A 15,846-nucleotide genomic window follows, 5' to 3' on the forward strand; every position below is an offset into this window, starting at 1 on the left:
ATCCAGCTCGCCCCGCGAGGGCTAAGGAACCCTGAGGCGACCCCGCGCCTCGTTGAGAAGCCGCTGCCCCCGGCGCCGGCCTCGCGGCCTACGAGGGCTTGACCTTGCCGTGGCTGAGCCCGGGGCAGGCCACCTGGAACACCGCCCTGTCCTCCAGCCGCACCGCGCTCAGCTCGCGCCCCCACAGGCAGCCCGAATCCAGCGCCAGCAGCCGGGGCTCGACCCGTAACCCCAAAGCCGACCAGTGGCCGAACACCAGCGTGGTGTCGGCGCTCTTCCGCCCGGGCACCTCGAACCAGGGCACATAGCCCTTGGGGGCCTTGATCACCTCGCCCTTCACCTTGAAGTCCATCTGCCCGTCGAGGGTGCAGAAACGCATGCGGGTCATCGCGTTGACGATCACCCGCATCCGCGCATAGTCGCGCAGGTCGGGGTGCCAGGCGGCCGGCTCACTGCCCCACATGTTGTGGAGCAGGTCGGCATGGTAGGGGCCGGCCAGCGCGCCCTCGACCTCCCGGGCCAGAGCCCGCGCCTGGGGCACGCTCCAGCTGGGCAGGAGGCCCGCATGCACCATCGCGAAGCCGTTCTCCACGTGCATCAGCGGCCGCGTGCGCAGCCAGCCGAGCAGGGCATCGCGGTCGGGGGCGTCGAGCACGGCCTGGATGGTGTCGTCCTTGGCCCGGCTGCGCACCGCGCCATAGGCCACCATCAGCAGGTAGAGATCGTGGTTGCCCAGCACCGTCACCGCCGCCGGCCCCAGGTCGCGGACGAAGCGCAGGGTGTGCAGCGAATCCGGCCCCCGGTTGACGAGGTCGCCCACCAGCCACAGGCGGTCGTGGGCCGGGTCGAAGGCGACCCGCTTGAGCAGGGCCATGAGTGAGGTGAAACACCCCTGGATGTCGCCGATCGCGTAAGTTGCCATGGTTTAGGCTCTCTGGGCGGTGGCGTCCACCGCTTTCAATTGGGGAGCGGCCGGGCTGGGGGCATATTCGGGCACCCAGTGGCGCAGCTCGCGCCGCACTTCGGCCGCGCCGACCGCACGCCGCTGGCGCAGCCAGGCCAGCAGCACGTCAAGCCAGCCGTCGGTGGCGGGCTCGGCCCGGGCGATACGCAGCTTGGGGTGGTGGGTGGGGAGGGTGAGCTCGGAGTCGGCGAGCAGCTCTTCATAGAGCTTCTCGCCGGGGCGCAGGCCGCTGAACACGATGCGGATGTCCGATTCGGAATGGCCGGAGAGGCGGATCATGTCCTGGGCCAGGTCGGCGATGCGCACCGGCTTGCCCATGTCGAGCACGAAGATCTCGCCGCCGTGGCCCATCGAGCCGGCCTGGAGGACCAGCTGGGCCGCCTCACGGATCGACATGAAATAACGGGTGATCTCCGGGTGCGTGACGGTGACGGGCCCGCCGGCGGCGATCTGCTCGGCAAACTTCGGAATCACGCTGCCGGCACTGCCCAGCACGTTGCCGAAGCGCACGATCTCGAACTGGGTCTTGCCCTGCAGCGCCAGCGCCTGGCACACCCGCTCGGCGAGGCGCTTGGTGGCGCCCATCACGTTGGTCGGGTTAACAGCCTTGTCGGTGGACACCAGCACGAAGCGCGGCACGCCGAAGGCCACCGCGCTGCGCGCGACCTGCCAGGTGCCCAGCACGTTGTTGCGCACCGCCTGCCAGGCGTTGTCGTCCTCCATCAGGGGCACGTGCTTGTAGGCCGCGGCGTGAAAGATCACGTGGGGCCGGAAACGGCCGATGATCTCGTCCACGCGGATCGAGTCCTTCACGTCGCCAGCGATCGCCACCACCTGAACGGTGGGGAAATGCACCGCGAACTCTTCGGTCAGCCGATACAGGGCAAATTCGTTCAGCTCGAAACAGACCAGCACAGAGGGCTCGAAACGGGCGATCTGCCGGCACAGCTCGGAGCCGATCGACCCACCCGCCCCGGTCACCATCACCGCCTTGCCGCGCAGGTATTCCCGCACCTCGGCGGTATGGATGCGCACAGGATCGCGGCCGAGGAGGTCTTCCACGTCAACCTGGCGCACCTGGCTCAGGTTGACCCGGCCAGTCATCACATCCTCGATCCCCGGCAGGATCAAGGCCTTGACCCCGGCCCGCACGCAGGCGCTGGCCGCCACGCGGCGCTTTTCGTGGCCTTCGCTGGGCATCGCGATGATCGCGTGGCCAACCTTCATCTCTTCCGCCAGCCAGTCGAGCTCGGCGATGCCGCCCAGCACCTCGCACCCATGGATCTCGCGCCCCCGGTGCCCCGGCGTATCGTCGAGCACCCCGACCACCCGCCACTCGGCTGAGCGGGACAGGTCGCGCACCAGATTGACGGCCGCCTCGCCGCCCCCCAGCACCAGCACCGGCTGCCCCTGGGCGCGCAGCCCGCCGTAGAGCCGGAACTCCTTCCAGGTGCGGTAGAGGGCCCGACTGCCGCCCATGTAGATCGCCAGGAGCATCGGCTGCAGCAGATACACCAAGCGCGGCACCTCGGGGGCGTAGCGCACCGCCACCACCACCACCAGCGGCGTGAGCACCGCCGCCACCACCACCGCCCGGGCGATGCAGAGGAGATCCGGCAGGCTGGCGAAGAGCCACAGGCTGCGGTACAGGCCGAAGGCCCGCAGCAGCCCGCCCTGGAGGGCGATCACGACGATCAACCCCAGCTGGAACCCCGGGATGAACTCCGCCGGGATGCTGAAATTGAAGCGGATCAGGTACGCCCCCCACCACGCGAGGGCAACGCCGATCACGTCGGAGAGATAAACCAGGAGGGGGTGGTGGATTCGCTTGATCAAGGCTTCTCAGGCTCGCCAGCCCGGTGACTGCGCCACGCGCGGTCGATCCGGTAGCCGACGATAAGGTGTGCAGTAATGCACATTGTAATGATGGCGCACTGCAGCGAGAACCCCACCCGCAACCCCGCAACTGCCGCCACCCCGCACAGCGCCATCAGCCCGTAGGCACGCAGGGCCGTCCCCCGGTGGCCCAGGCCCATCTGCACCATGCGCTGATAATAGTGACTGCGGTGCGCCTGCCAGACCTTCTCGCCCCGCAACGCTCGCCTCAGCAGGGTCACCGTCGCGTCCAGGATGAAGGGCGCGAAGACCAGCAAGGGAAACCACAGGGGCCAGGCGCCGCTCCGCCAGCCCACCAGGCCCAGCGCACCGGCCGTGAAGCCCAGCGGCACCGAGCCGACATCCCCCATGAAGATGCGCGCCGGGTGGAAATTGAAGCACAGAAAGCCCGCCGCCGCCGCCGCCACACCCGCACACACTGCCGCCAGTGCCGGCTCGCCGCCCTGCCCGGCAGCCCAGGCAAAGGCCCCGAAGCCGAACACCGCCATGCCGCCGGCGAGCCCGTCGGAGCCGTCCATGAAGTTGTACAGATTGCCCATCCACACCAGCCCGAGCAGCAACAGCAGCGCAACGCCCCAGCCACCGGCCACCCCGGCCAGCGCCACAAAAGCCCCGGCCACCAGCACCTGGGCCAGCAAACGCAGCCGTGCCGACAAACCGGCCCGGTCATCCGCCAGCCCCAGTGCCGCCAGCACGAAGGCCCCGCCCAGCGCCACCAGCAGGGCTCGCCCGGGGCTCGCCACCACGATCGTCACCACAACCGCCGCGGCGATGCCCGCCATCACCCCCACCCCGCCGGTGCGGGGCGTCGGCCGCACATGCAGCGAGCGGGCGTTGGGATGGTCCAGAAAATACAGCCACGACCCCGGGCGGCAGCACAGCCAGGTCACCCCCCAGGCCACGGCGAAGGCCGCCACGGCAACCGCCGGCAACACGCTGTCAAACCCCACCGAGCATCTCCCGCAGACCTTCGGCCAGCCCCACCCGGGCCCGCCAGCCGAGCTCCCGCTCGATGCGGGCCGGCGAATAACAGGCCGAGCCGAGTAGCCGCCCGAGCGCCTCGCTGTCGAGCGGGACGCGCCGCGAGAGCAACCGCTCGACCCCGTCGCCCAGCCGGGCCGCTGCCGTCAATACCCCCCGCGGCACCGACCACCTGACCGGCGCCAGCCCCTGGGCCGCCCGCAGCGCATCGAAGAGCTGGCGCCCGGAATGGGTTTCAGGATGGGCGACGATGTAGCTGCGGCCTGCCGCGCGGGGGTCGAGGGCCACCCGGCGGATCGCCGCCACCACGTCCGACACATGCACCAGCGAGCGCCGGTTGCCGGTCTCCGGCAGCGGCGGAAAGATACCCCGCCGCACCAGCGCCGCCATGCGCTCCAGGTTGCCGCGCCCACCCGCGCCATACACCATCGCCAGGCGCAGGCTCACGGCGTGCATCCCGTAATCCCCGGCGGCCGCCTGCAGGGCGTCTTCGGCGGCGCGCTTGGCCTGGCCGTAGGCGCCCGTCGGCGGCGCGGGCCAGTCTTCGTCGATGCACGCATCCAGCGGCTCGCCCATCGCCTTGACGCTGGAAAGAAACACGAAACGCCGCACCCCGGCGCGCCCCGCCGCCTCGGCCAGCGCCCGCGTACCCTCGAAGTTGACCTGCCGGTGGCGGGCCGCCTCATCGGCACTGAGCGCCCCGAAGGCATGGGCGTGGCCGGCGCAGTGGAACACCGTGTCGACGCCCTCGCAGGCCCGCGCCAGGCTGTCCGGGTCGGCCAGCTCGCCGCGGACTTCGTCGGGCCCCGGCACATCACCCCGGGTCAGCACCCGCAGCGTGACACCATCCGCCCGCAACGCGGCGACCAGCCGGGCGCCGATGAAGCCGCGCCCACCGGTGACGAGGCAGCGGCCGAGCGTCAAAACGCCTCCCGCCGCCGCCAATAGCTGGCGAAGCGCGGCACCCCGTCGCGGGTCAGCTCACGGTACACAAAAGTGACCTGGGCGCCCACCGGCGGCGGCTCACGCCGCTCGGCGTCGGTGAAGCCGGTGCCCAGCTGAAAGCGCACGCCGGAAGGCGTCTCGACCAGCAGCGCGCCCATCATGCCGGCCAGCCGCCCGCGCCCGGGCAGATGCGCGAGGACGGTCGCCTCGGCGTCGAGCCGCGGCTTGAGCTTGAGGAGCGCGTCGCTGCGCCCGGTGACATAGGGCGCGTCGGCCCGGTGCAGCATCAGGCCCTCGCCGCCGCCGGCCACGACCGCGTCGAGGCGGGCCTGCAGCGCCGCCCGGTCGGCCACCCGGAACTGCTCCACCACCTGTAACCAGGGCACGCCAGCCCGGGCCACGATGGCCTTCAGGCGTTCGGCGCGCTCGGTGAAGCTGCCGGCGCCATCGGGCTGCTCGAACACCATGAAGCGCACCTGCCGCCATTCGTCGTCGCGGGGCTGCTGGCGGCGCACGATGCCGGACAGCTCGGCAAAGCGCCCGCGGCCGATCCACAGCTCACCGTCGAGGGGCTCGGGCGGCAGCCCGGCGACGAACCACTCCGGCGCCGGCACCGGCCGGCCGCTGCGAAAGCGCAGGCGCTGACCGTCCCACAGGGCACGGGCGCCGTCGAGCTTTTCGCTGACCCAGTAGTCGGCCAGCGCCACGTCACCGCGCAGCACCTCGGCGAGCAGCAGCGGCGGCGCCACCGGCGCGGCCAGCGCGGAGGGTAGGCCGCTTGCGAGGGCCAGGGCCAGCGCGACGGCGCGCAGGCAGGGAGCAATACGTGTGTTGGTCGCCATGGGTCAGAACCACCGCCATCCGTGCTTGTTGAAGAATCGCGCGGCGCCGCTCACGAAGAGCCGGATGTGGTGCAAGCCCTTGCGCGCCGCATGGCCGCCATGATGCACCACCTTGACCGCCGGCACATATGCGATTCGCGTCAGGCGCGCCGCCCGCAGGCTCAGGTCGTAGTCTTCGAAGTACAGGAAGAAGTCGGGGTCGAAGCCCCCAAGGCGGCGCAGCACGCCGGTGCGGAACAGCATGAAGGCGCCGCTGACGAGGGGCGGGTCCCACACCACCTGCTCGCCGATGAGGTCCTGCATCTCGTAGCGGGCCATGCGGCGGGCGTTGAGGCGGCGCAGCCAGCCCGGTGCGAAGCCGCGCAGGAAGAGGTCGAAGACCGAGGGCACCCGCTTGCACAGATACTGGATGCGCCCGTCGTCCCAGTGGGCAGCCGGCGCCAGGAGGCCGCATTCGGGGTGGGCGGCCATGAAGGCCCGCGCCTCGACGAGGGCGTCGGGCGCCAGCTCGAGATCGGGGTTGAGGATCAGGTGGAAATCGCCGGCGCCGTCGAGGCTGAGGTTGTGGCCACAGCCGAAACCCACGTTACCGTGGCCTGCGATGTGGTGCACCGTCCAGCCGGCGGGCAGCTCGAGGCCAGCCAGCGCTTCGGCGCTGCCGCCGTTGTCGATCAGGAAGAGGTCAGGCTGCAGATCGGCCCGCCGGCTGGCCACCTCGAGGGCGGCCAGGGTGGCCCGCAGCAGGGCGGACTCGGGGCGGTACAGCACGAGGCTGACGGTCAGGGGCGCCATGCTTGCCCCCCGCGGCCGGGCGGCGGGAGCGGCGCCGGGCGCCCCCGGCGGAAATCAGAGCTTGTAGTAGCTCCGGTACCACTCGACGAAACGCCCGACCCCTTCGCGTACCGGGGTTTCCGGCTTGAAGCCGGTCCAGGCATTGAGTTCGTCGGTGTTGGCATAGGTGGCCGGCACGTCGCCGTCCTGCAGGGGCATGAAGTTCTTTTCGGCCTTGACACCCACGGCATCCTCGATGGCTTCGATGAAGCTCATCAGCTCGACCGGGTTGTTGTTGCCGATGTTGAACACACGGAAGGGCACATTGCTGCGCCCCGGATCGGGCAGGTCGGCATTGTAAGCGGGATCGGGCTCGGCGACACGGTCCATGGTGCGCACGACGCCCTGCACGATGTCATCGACGAAGGTGAAGTCGCGCTTCATCTTGCCGTGGTTGAACACGTCGATCGGGCGGCCTTCGAGGATCGCCTTGGTGAACAGGAACAGCGCCATGTCGGGGCGGCCCCACGGGCCATACACCGTGAAGAAGCGCAGCCCGGTGGTCGGCAGGCCAAAGAGGTGGCTGTAGGTGTGGGCCATCAGCTCGTTGGCCTTCTTGGTGGCGGCGTAGATGCTGACCGGATGGTCGACGCTGTCGTGCTCGGAGAACGGCATCCGGGTGTTGCCGCCGTACACGCTGGAGCTGCTGGCATACACCAGGTGCTGCACCTTGCTGTGGCGGCAGCCCTCGAGGATGTTCATGAAACCCGCCACGTTGCTCTCGACGTAGGAATGCGGGTTGACCAGCGAGTAACGCACGCCGGCCTGCGCCGCCAGGTGGATGACCCGGTCGAACTTCTCCTCGGCGAAGAGCCTCTCCATGCCCTCCCGGTCGGCCACATCGAGCTTGATGAAGCGGAAGTTCGCGTGGGGCGTGAGGCGCGCCAGGCGATCGAGCTTGAGCTGGACGTCGTAGTAATCGTTGAGATTGTCGATGCCGACGACTTGATCGCCGCGGGCCAGCAGAACCTGGCTGGTGTGCATGCCGATAAAACCGGCAGCACCGGTGACGAGGATTTTCATGAGCGTGGGGACGATCCGGATTGTTGGGTTCGGGACAGCCGGAGCAGAGAGCGGACCACGGGGGCGGAACAAGCGGCTGTCAGGCCGCTGATTTTCGCATGAGGCTCATGCAGGGTAAATCCTAGAAACAACTTGTCCGTGTCTTCTGTAACGACCCGTTATACTTTGCACTCTCGATCAACGATGCCAATGCCTTGATTCTGCGCAGCCTTTACACCCTCGTCTGGCTTATCGCCCTACCCTTCGTGCTGCTGCGCCTGGTGTGGCGCGCGCGGCGCCAGCCCGACTACCTGCGGCATATCCCCGAGCGCTTCGGTTTCTACCGCACCCGCCTCAACAATCCGGTGATCTGGCTGCATGCCGTGTCGGTAGGCGAGACCCGGGCCTGCGCGCCGCTGCTCCACGCCCTGCTCGACACCTACCCCGACCACCGGGTGCTCCTCACCCACATGACCCCCACCGGCCGCGCCACCGCCGCCGAGCTGTATGGCAAGCTCGCCCCCCGGGTGCAGAGCGCCTACCTGCCCTACGACATCCCGTGGGCGATCTCGGGCTTCCTGCGGCATTTCCACCCCCGCATCGGCATCCTGATGGAAACCGAGCTGTGGCCCAACCTGGTGCGCGCCTGCCACCACACCGGCACCCCGCTGGCGATGGTCAACGCCCGCCTGTCGGCCCGCTCGGCCAAGGGTTACAGCCGCATCGGCGGCCTTGCCCGCGAAGCCTTCGCCCACCTGTCGGCGATCGGTGCCCAGACCGAGGCCGACGGCCAGCGCATGGCCGACCTGGGCGCCCGCTACGTGATGATCACCGGCAACATCAAGTTCGACATCGCCCCGCCGCCGGCCATGCAGGCGCTGGCCGCCGACTTCCGCAACCGCTTCGGGCCCCAGCGCGAGATCCTGCTCGCGGCGAGCACCCGCGAGGGCGAGGAGGGCCCGCTGCTCGAAGCCTTTGCGCGGATGTGCCCGCCCGAGGTGCTGCTGGTGCTGGTGCCCCGCCACCCCGACCGCTTCGACGAGGTCGCCAAACTGGTCAAGCGCGCCGGCCTCAAGATGCAGAAGCGCTCGAAGGGCGTGCCGGTGATGGCCGACACCCGGGTCTGGCTGGGGGATTCGATGGGCGAGATGCACGCCTACTACGGCGCCGCCGACGTGGCGATCATCGGCGGCTCGTGGGCCCGGCTGGGTGGCCAGAACCCGATCGAGGCCAGCGCAGTCGGCTGCCCGGTGATCGTCGGCCCCCACACCTTCAACTTCAAGGCGGTCTGCGAGCAGGCCATCGAGGTGGGTGCCGCGGTGCGCGCCGACGACATCGCCGACGCGCTGCAGGTGGCCCTCGAGATCATCGCCGACCCGATCCGCCGCAAGACCATGAGCGCCGCTGGCAGCCTGTTTGCCCATTCCCACCGGGGCGCCACAGGTCGCACCATGGACCTGATCACTCCGCTGCTGCGCACCGCCCGGCCACGCCGGCCCGGCGAGCGCTGAAACCGCCCACCCTCAGCGCAGCAGGTAATCCGCCACCCAGCCGGCGAAGATCGCCCCACCCACCCAGTTGTTGTGCAAAAACGCCTTGAAGCACCGCGGGCGGTCGCGCTCGCGGATCAGGGTGTAGTGGTAGGCCATCAGCCCGGCGGCCACCACCAGCCCGGCCAGAAAGGGCGCCCCGGCGCCGGTGGCGAGCCCGGCCCAGCCGAGCAGCAGCAGGGTCATCGCGTAGCAGATCATGATGGCCGCGACCTCGAAGCGGCCGAAGGTGATCGCCGAGGTCTTGATGCCGATCTTCAAGTCGTCGGGCCGGTCCACCATCGCGTACTCGGTGTCGTAGGCCACCGCCCAGAACACGTTGGCGAGCAGCATCACCCAGGCCACCAGCGGGATGTCGTTCTGGAAGGCCGCGAAGGCCATCGGGATGCCGAAGCCGAAGGCGATGCCCAGGTAGGCCTGGGGAATCGCCAGAAAACGCTTGGTGTAGGGGTAGCTGCCGGCCAGGAAGACCGCCGGCACGCTCATCGCGATGGTCAGGCCGTTGAGCGGCAGCACCAGCAGGAACGACAGCACCGACAAGCCCGCCGCCAGCCCCAGGGCCTCCTTCGGGCTGATCCGGCGGGCCGCCAGCGGGCGGTTGCGGGTGCGCTCCACGTGGCCGTCGAAGTCCTTGTCGGCGTAGTCGTTGATCACGCAGCCGGCCGAGCGCATCAGCACCGTACCGACCACGAAGATCGCCACCACCCACGCCGCCGGCCGGCCGTCGCTGGCCACCCACAGGGCCCACAGGGTTGGCCACAGCAGCAGCAGGATGCCGATGGGTTTGTCGAGGCGCATCAGCTTTTCGTATTCGGACAGGCGCTGACGCAGGCTGAGGGTGCTCATGGTCGTCATGGGTTCAGGTTCCGGATCGCCGGCAGGAAGATTTCGGTAACGAGGAGCGGCACGCCGTGGCGCCGGAAGGCCGAGCGGCGCGCCCACAGCGCCGGCAGCGCGGGCTGGCCGAGGGCCTGCACGGCCCGATGCCAGCGGAAATCGCGGGCATCGAGGCGGGCCGCCTCGAGGGCCGAACGGCGCACCCGCGGATCGTCGAACAGCACCGCCGCCAGCGGCCGCCCACCGAGGCCATGGAGCAGGTGCCAGGCGGCGGGGATCGTGGTGGCCGCCACCAGCGAGCGGGCGAACACCACCGGCTCACCGTCGGCAACCAGCAGCACCTCCCGCTGCCACAGGGCCCCGTGGCGCTGCACGCCGAGGGCCGCCAGCTCGTCCGGCAGCACGCAGCCCTTGCCCTGGCGCACCAGCTGCAACGAGAAGCGCCCACAGCGGGAACGGATGCGCGCGGTGAGCGAGCTGTCGTCGGTGAGCCAGCCGCGCATCCCGCGTGGGGCCTGCCAGGCCGCCATCCGGAAGGGGTCGCGACCGGGGAAATGAGCGAGGGTCATGAACTACGAGAAACAGGGTCGGCACAAGCGCCGCAATTGTAGGGGGTTTTCGCTCGCCAGAGCGGAGCTATTCAGCTTGACGGTGAATCGGCCGTGGCGCCGCGCCCCAGGCCGACGCCGGAGTAGATCATCGACGAGCTGCGGGCTGGCCCCCGTCGCCGGCCCGGGTGCGGCGAACGCCAGACGTCAAGCCAAGCCCACCGACACCGCACAGGCGATCACAATCGGGCGCGGCCCCCATATCGTTTTTAACCACAGATCACAAAATCTGCCAGAATCTTCATAAAGCACATGAAAACGCCTGATTCTGCCAATCGTCCTGAAGACGGCTGTCTGGCGCGCCCGATGGTGCGACTGCCCCCCGACGGGGCAGCAGGGCGGAGCGACAACGCCGGGCCCAGGTACGAGCCTGCGAGCGTGTAGCGCCGCCACCCTCGGAGTGAGCGCTGGCGAAGGCACGACAGAGAGTGCTCATGCGGCGCTTGAGCCCGCCGATGGCGGTGAGGCGCCGTTTCCAGGACCCTGCCAAAGGGTTCGACTTTGCCTCAACCGGCGCCCAGGAATGGAGCCGCAATGCAAACCTCAGTCGTTGCCCTGGTCCGCAACACCTCCTACCAGGCGGAAGCCCTCCGGCAATCGGTCGAACAGGCCCTGGCCCTGATCGAACAGCCACTTTCGCGGCTGGTTCGCCCGGGCGACCGGGTGCTCGTCAAGCCCTACCTGCGCCACGGCCCGATGCGCGCACCAGAGACCCGCATGGTGTCCCACCCGGCCCTGATCGAGACGATGATAGGCATGGTTCGCGACTGCGGCGGGCGCCCGACCCTGGGCGACGAAGGCTCGCGGCACCTGCGCCGAACCCAGCCACCCCCCGACGAGATGTGGCTCCACCTGCTGGCCGAACGGGCCGGCGCCGAGCTCGTCAGTTTTGCCAAGGCCGGCGGGCGCCTCGTTCCTAGCGGCATCCCGCGCCCCCGTCAATACCTGCTCAGCCGGGCCGTGCTGGATGCCGACGTGGTGATCAATCTGGCCAACGCCGTCCTCCACCCGACCTTCATCTGGAGCGGTGCCCTCAAGAACATGTTCAACGCCGTGGTCGGTGCCGGCAACGCGCAGTTGTTCGAGCTGCTGCGCGATCACGACGCCCTGAACGCCGCCGTCGCCGACCTGTGCCGGCAGTCCCGCCCCACCCTGTCGCTGTCCGACATGACCACCGTCTGCCCCGACTCGAAGGCCGACCTGTGGCGCGTGGGCCTGATCGGCGCCTCCACCGACCCGGTCGCCCTCGACAGCGTATCGGTCCAGGCCCTCGGCTGGGACCCGGGTCAGATCGGCAGCCTGGTGTGGGGGCAGCGCCTCGGGCTCGGGCAATGGGCGCGGCAGGACATCGACCTGCGCGGCCTGTCCTGGGCCGACCTGCCGGTCTTCGCGCAGGCCCAGCGCAAGGCCACCGCCATCACCCCCGAGAGCCGCCTGCAGCGCACGCTCCGAGTCGTCCACAAGACCACCCTGCGCCAGCGCCCCATCATCGACGCCGCACGCTGCACCGGCTGTGGCGACTGCATCCAGATCTGCCCGATCGGGCTCATCACCGCCGGCCCCCAAGGCAAGCCGCTCATCGACTACGCCCGCTGCGTCGACTGCATGGTGTGCGCCGACGCCTGTGGGGAGCAGGCCATCAAGCCGGGCATGCGCGGCTGGCCGGCGGCGGCCCTGTGGCCCTTGAATCTGGCCCGGCGGGCCTGGTGCCGCAGCAAGACGGGCTACGTCTGGCATGTCGGAAACGTATCCATACGCTGGCAACTGAAGAAGACCAAGCCGGTGCGCAAACCGCGCGCCCCGGCCCCGCCCGGCACTCCCCGAAAGGAAGGCATCATGCAACACTTGAGCAGCGCGCAGGGCGCGGCCCCCGGCGCGGGGGGCGTCGCGCTCATCGTCGGGGTCGGCCCCGGGCTGGGCGCCTCGCTGGCCCGCCGCTTTGCCCGCGAGGGGATGGACATCGCCCTCGTCGCACGGGACGGCCAGCGCCTCGAGGCCCTCGTGGATGAACTGCAGGGCCTCGGGGTGACAGCCCGCATCTACCCCTGCGACATCACCGAAGACCCCGCCGTCACCGGGATGGTCCGCGCCGTGTGCAGCGAGCTCGACGTGCCCAGGCTCGCGGTGTATTGCACCGAGCACTACGGCCCCGGCCACGTGGTCGACATCGAGACCGCGGCCTTCATCGATTGCTGGGAGGTGAATTGCCTGGGCGCCTTTCTGGTCGGCCGCGAGGTGGCGCGGGCGATGCTGACCCGCGGTGCCGGCACCCTCATCTTCACCGGTGCCACCGCCGCCATGCGCGGCCGCGAGGGCTACGCCAACATGGCCGTCGGCAAGTGGGGCCAGCGGGCCCTGGCCCAGTGCATGGCGCGCGAGCTCGGCCCGAAGGGCATCCACGTGGCCCATGTGATCATCGACGGCGGCATCCTCAAGGACGGCAGCTCGGCGCTGCAGTGGGAGCGCATGGCCGGCCTCTACCCCGACGAGATCGCCGAGAACTACCTGGCCCTGCACCGCCAGCACCCGAGCACCTGGACCCAGGAGCTCGACCTGCGCCCGTGGATCGAGAAGTTCTGAGCGCCCCCGGGGCCGGGCTCCGCCCAGCCCGCCCCCCGTGGGGGTGCAAGGAAACCTGCCTGCGTCTCCTTGAGAGCCCCGCCCTCAGGCCTTCAGCAGGTTGGCCCGCCCCCCGAACCAGCGGGCAGTGATCGCGTCGGCCACCCGCGGGGCGTCACGCAGGATCTCTTCGGCGAGGCCGCGGGCGATGTCCACCAGCGCCGCGTCTTCCTCAAGGTCGGCGTAGCGCAGCAGCGGCACGCCGCTCTGGCGGGCGCCGATGAACTCGCCGGGGCCGCGGATGCGCAGGTCTTCGCGGGCGATCACGAAGCCGTCGGTGTGCTCGTAGATGGCCTTGAGGCGCTCGCGGCCGGCCTGGGACAGGGGCTGCGCGAAGATCAGGATGCACGCCGACTGGTGCGCGCCGCGCCCCACCCGCCCGCGCAGCTGGTGCAGCTGGGCGAGGCCGAAGCGCTCGGCGTGCTCGATGACCATCAGGCTGGCGTTGGGCACGTCCACGCCCACCTCGATCACCGTGGTGGCCACCAGCACCTTCAGCTGGCCGCTCACGAAGGCATCCATCATCGCCGACTTGACGTCGTTCTTGAGCCGCCCGTGCACCAGCCCCACCGGCAGGTCGGGCAGCGCGGCGGAGAGCATCTCGTAGGTCTCCTCGGCGGTCTTCAGCTGCAGCGCCTCGGACTCCTCGATCAGCGGGCACACCCAGTAGGCCTGGCGGCCCTCGATGCAGGCGTCGTGGACGCGGCGGATCACCTCCTCGCGGCGCGCCTCGGCCACCAGCTTGGTGACGATGGGCGTGCGGCCCGGCGGCAGCTCGTCGAGCACCGACACGTCGAGGTCGGCGTAGTAGCTCATCGCCAGCGTGCGCGGGATCGGCGTGGCCGACATCATCAGCATGTGGGGCGACTCGCCGGCCTGGCCCTTCTCGCGCAGGGCCAGGCGCTGGCGCACGCCGAAGCGGTGCTGCTCGTCGACCACCGCCAGGGCCAGGCCAGGCAGCGTCACCGGGTCTTCGATCAGCGCGTGGGTGCCCACCGCCAGCAATATCTCGCCGGCGGCAAGGCGCGCCAGGGTGGCCTCGCGCTCCTTCTTCTTGCGGCTGCCGGACAGCCAGGCCACCTCCAGCCCGAGCGGCGTGAGCCAGTCGGTGAGCTTGCGGAAGTGCTGCTCGGCGAGGATCTCGGTGGGCGCCATCAGCACCGCCTGGCGGCCGTTCTCGGCGGCCTGCAGCATCGCCAGCGCCGCTACGCAGGTCTTGCCGCTGCCCACGTCGCCCTGCAGCAGGCGCTGCATCGGGTGGTCGGAGGCGAGATCACGGGCGATCTCGGCAAAGGCGCGGGCCTGGGCACCGGTGAGGGCGAAGGGCAGCTGGCCGAGCAGATCGCGTGTCAGCGTGTCCCGCAACGGCAGCCCCGGCGCGTTCTTGGCGCGGCGGGCGGCGTAGGCGCGGCGCAGGGAGATCTGCTGGGCGAGCAGCTCGTCGAGCTTGATGCGCTGCCAGGCCGGGTGGCCGCGGTCTTCGATGTCGATGAGCGCCACCGACGGCGGCGGCGCGTGGAGCAGGTGCAGCGCCTCGGGCAGCGCGGGCAGGTTGAGGTTGCGGCGCAGGGCCTCGGGCAGCTCGTCGCGCACGCCGTTGTGGCGCATGGCGCCGGCAATGAGCTTGCGCAGCGCCGACTGGGCGAGGCCGGCGGTGGTCGGGTAAACCGGCGTGAGGCTCTCGGGCAGCGGCTCGCCGGCCGCCACCGGCTTGAGGCGCGGGTGGATCATCTCGGCGCCGAAGAAACCGTCGCGCAGCTCGCCAAAGATGCGCAGCCGGCTGCCGGCGGCCAGCTGCTTCTGCTGCTGCGGGTAGAAATGCACGAAGCGCAGCATCACCTCGCCGCTGGCGTCCCGCGCCCGGGCCACCAGCTGGCGGCGCGGCGGCGGCGTGACCTCGCAGGAGAGCACCTCGACCTCGCACTGGGCCGGCACGCCGGGGCGCACGTCGGCCAGCATGGTGAGGCGGGTCTCGTCCTCGTAGCGCAGCGGCAGGTGGAGGATCAGGTCGGCCGGCGAGAAGACGTCGATCTTCGCCAGCCGCTCGGCGAGCTGCGGCCCCACCCCGGGCCAGCCGCGGTGGGCCGGCTTTTTCGGAGCGGCGGGCGCAGGTTCGGCGGGCGCAGTGCCGGCCGGCTCGACGAGTTCGGACAAGGTTCAGCCGATGACGAGGATCGCGTCGGCCTCGACCACCGCACCGCGGGGCAGCTCCTTGACGCCGACGGCGGCGCGGGCCGGGTAGGGCTCGCTGAAGTAACGCGCCATCACCTCATTCACCTTGGCGAAGTTGGCCAGGTCGGTGAGGTAGATGTTGAGCTTGACCGCGTCGGCCAGCGAACCGCCGGCGGCCTCGGCCACCGCCTTGAGGTTCTCGAACACGCGCACGGTCTGGGCCTCGAAGCCCTCGACCATCTGCATGGTGGCCGGGTCGAGCCCGATCTGGCCCGACAAATACACGGTGTTGCCGGCCTTGACAGCCTGGGAGTAGGTGCCGATGGCGGCGGGGGCGCTGGTGGTGGCGATGATCTGCTTGGACATGGGGTGACTCCGTGGGGTTGGACTGACTAATTTTACAGGGGGAATGGGAAGTGGGGGGGCGTAGGTCGGGTTAGCCCGACGGGCGTAACCCGACACCGGGCGACCACCCCACACGGATCGGAACACCCCACACGGATCGGAACACCCCGCGCAGGAGCGGCGACCCGGAGGGGACGTCGGTTTACGCTGCGCCGACCCGACCCGACCCGACCCGACCCGACCCGACCCGACCC

General features: G+C 70.2%; 13 protein-coding genes. 2 read left to right on the top strand and 11 right to left on the bottom strand.

Annotation, left to right across the window (positions count from 1 at the left end; all coding sequences use genetic code 11):
- Positions 1-88 precede the first annotated feature (88 nt).
- From ZRA01_RS10545 to ZRA01_RS10575, 7 genes are read right to left on the bottom strand one after another with little or no spacing between them, the layout of a single operon-like run.
- Positions 89-922, bottom strand: coding sequence for a symmetrical bis(5'-nucleosyl)-tetraphosphatase (locus ZRA01_RS10545; protein ID WP_141351925.1), 834 nt, complete (start codon positions 920-922; stop codon positions 89-91).
- Between the two features lie 3 nt (positions 923-925).
- Complete coding sequence (locus ZRA01_RS10550) at positions 926-2,800, bottom strand: polysaccharide biosynthesis protein (protein WP_141351927.1); 1,875 nt, start codon at positions 2,798-2,800, stop codon at positions 926-928.
- Positions 2,797-3,810 (bottom strand): MraY family glycosyltransferase, encoded by a 1,014-nt coding sequence (locus ZRA01_RS10555; RefSeq protein WP_218028697.1) that lies wholly within the window; start codon positions 3,808-3,810, stop codon positions 2,797-2,799. The genes ZRA01_RS10550 and ZRA01_RS10555 overlap by 4 nt, the downstream gene beginning before the upstream one ends.
- The gene (locus tag ZRA01_RS10560) at positions 3,800-4,765 is read right to left on the bottom strand and encodes an NAD-dependent epimerase/dehydratase family protein (RefSeq protein WP_170182942.1); all 966 of its coding nucleotides are present in this window, start codon (positions 4,763-4,765) and stop codon (positions 3,800-3,802) included. Before ZRA01_RS10560 ends, ZRA01_RS10555 begins: the two co-directional genes overlap by 11 nt.
- Positions 4,762-5,628, bottom strand: coding sequence for a DNA ligase (locus ZRA01_RS10565; RefSeq protein WP_141351931.1), 867 nt, complete (start codon positions 5,626-5,628; stop codon positions 4,762-4,764). The genes ZRA01_RS10560 and ZRA01_RS10565 overlap by 4 nt, the downstream gene beginning before the upstream one ends.
- A 3-nt stretch (positions 5,629-5,631) precedes the next feature.
- Positions 5,632-6,420 (bottom strand): glycosyltransferase family 2 protein, encoded by a 789-nt coding sequence (locus ZRA01_RS10570; RefSeq protein WP_141351933.1) that lies wholly within the window; start codon positions 6,418-6,420, stop codon positions 5,632-5,634.
- A 54-nt stretch (positions 6,421-6,474) separates the two neighbouring features.
- Entirely contained in the window at positions 6,475-7,482 is a 1,008-nt protein-coding gene (locus tag ZRA01_RS10575; RefSeq protein WP_141351935.1) for an NAD-dependent epimerase, read from the bottom strand.
- Positions 7,483-7,676: 194 nt separating this feature from the next.
- Between ZRA01_RS10575 and waaA the strand changes: the two genes are divergently transcribed.
- Entirely contained in the window at positions 7,677-8,972 is a 1,296-nt protein-coding gene (waaA, locus tag ZRA01_RS10580; RefSeq protein WP_141351937.1) for a lipid IV(A) 3-deoxy-D-manno-octulosonic acid transferase, read from the top strand.
- 12 nt (positions 8,973-8,984) lie between these two features.
- Here the strand turns inward: waaA and ubiA are convergent, their stop codons facing one another.
- Together ubiA and ZRA01_RS10590 are read right to left on the bottom strand one after the other, a co-directional pair.
- Positions 8,985-9,866 (bottom strand): 4-hydroxybenzoate octaprenyltransferase, encoded by an 882-nt coding sequence (ubiA, locus tag ZRA01_RS10585; RefSeq protein WP_141351939.1) that lies wholly within the window; start codon positions 9,864-9,866, stop codon positions 8,985-8,987.
- Positions 9,863-10,417 (bottom strand): chorismate--pyruvate lyase family protein, encoded by a 555-nt coding sequence (locus ZRA01_RS10590; RefSeq protein ID WP_246093634.1) that lies wholly within the window; start codon positions 10,415-10,417, stop codon positions 9,863-9,865. The genes ubiA and ZRA01_RS10590 overlap by 4 nt, the downstream gene beginning before the upstream one ends.
- Before the next feature lie 573 nt (positions 10,418-10,990).
- Between ZRA01_RS10590 and ZRA01_RS10595 the strand changes: the two genes are divergently transcribed.
- Positions 10,991-13,036, top strand: coding sequence for an SDR family NAD(P)-dependent oxidoreductase (locus tag ZRA01_RS10595; RefSeq protein WP_141351941.1), 2,046 nt, complete (start codon positions 10,991-10,993; stop codon positions 13,034-13,036).
- An 84-nt stretch (positions 13,037-13,120) separates the two neighbouring features.
- Here ZRA01_RS10595 and recG read toward each other — a convergent pair whose 3' ends face one another.
- Both recG and ridA read right to left on the bottom strand, forming a co-directional pair.
- Positions 13,121-15,139: an ATP-dependent DNA helicase RecG gene (recG, locus tag ZRA01_RS10600; RefSeq protein WP_141351955.1), complete on the bottom strand. Its 2,019-nt coding sequence runs from the start codon at positions 15,137-15,139 to the stop codon at positions 13,121-13,123.
- A gap of 93 nt (positions 15,140-15,232) precedes the next feature.
- Positions 15,233-15,613: a deaminase RidA gene (gene ridA / locus ZRA01_RS10605; RefSeq protein ID WP_141351943.1), complete on the bottom strand. Its 381-nt coding sequence runs from the start codon at positions 15,611-15,613 to the stop codon at positions 15,233-15,235.
- Between the last annotated feature and the right edge of the window lie 233 nt (positions 15,614-15,846).

The sequence above is a fragment of the Zoogloea ramigera genome, assembly GCF_006539865.1.
In the GTDB taxonomy this organism is placed as follows: domain Bacteria; phylum Pseudomonadota; class Gammaproteobacteria; order Burkholderiales; family Rhodocyclaceae; genus Zoogloea; species Zoogloea ramigera.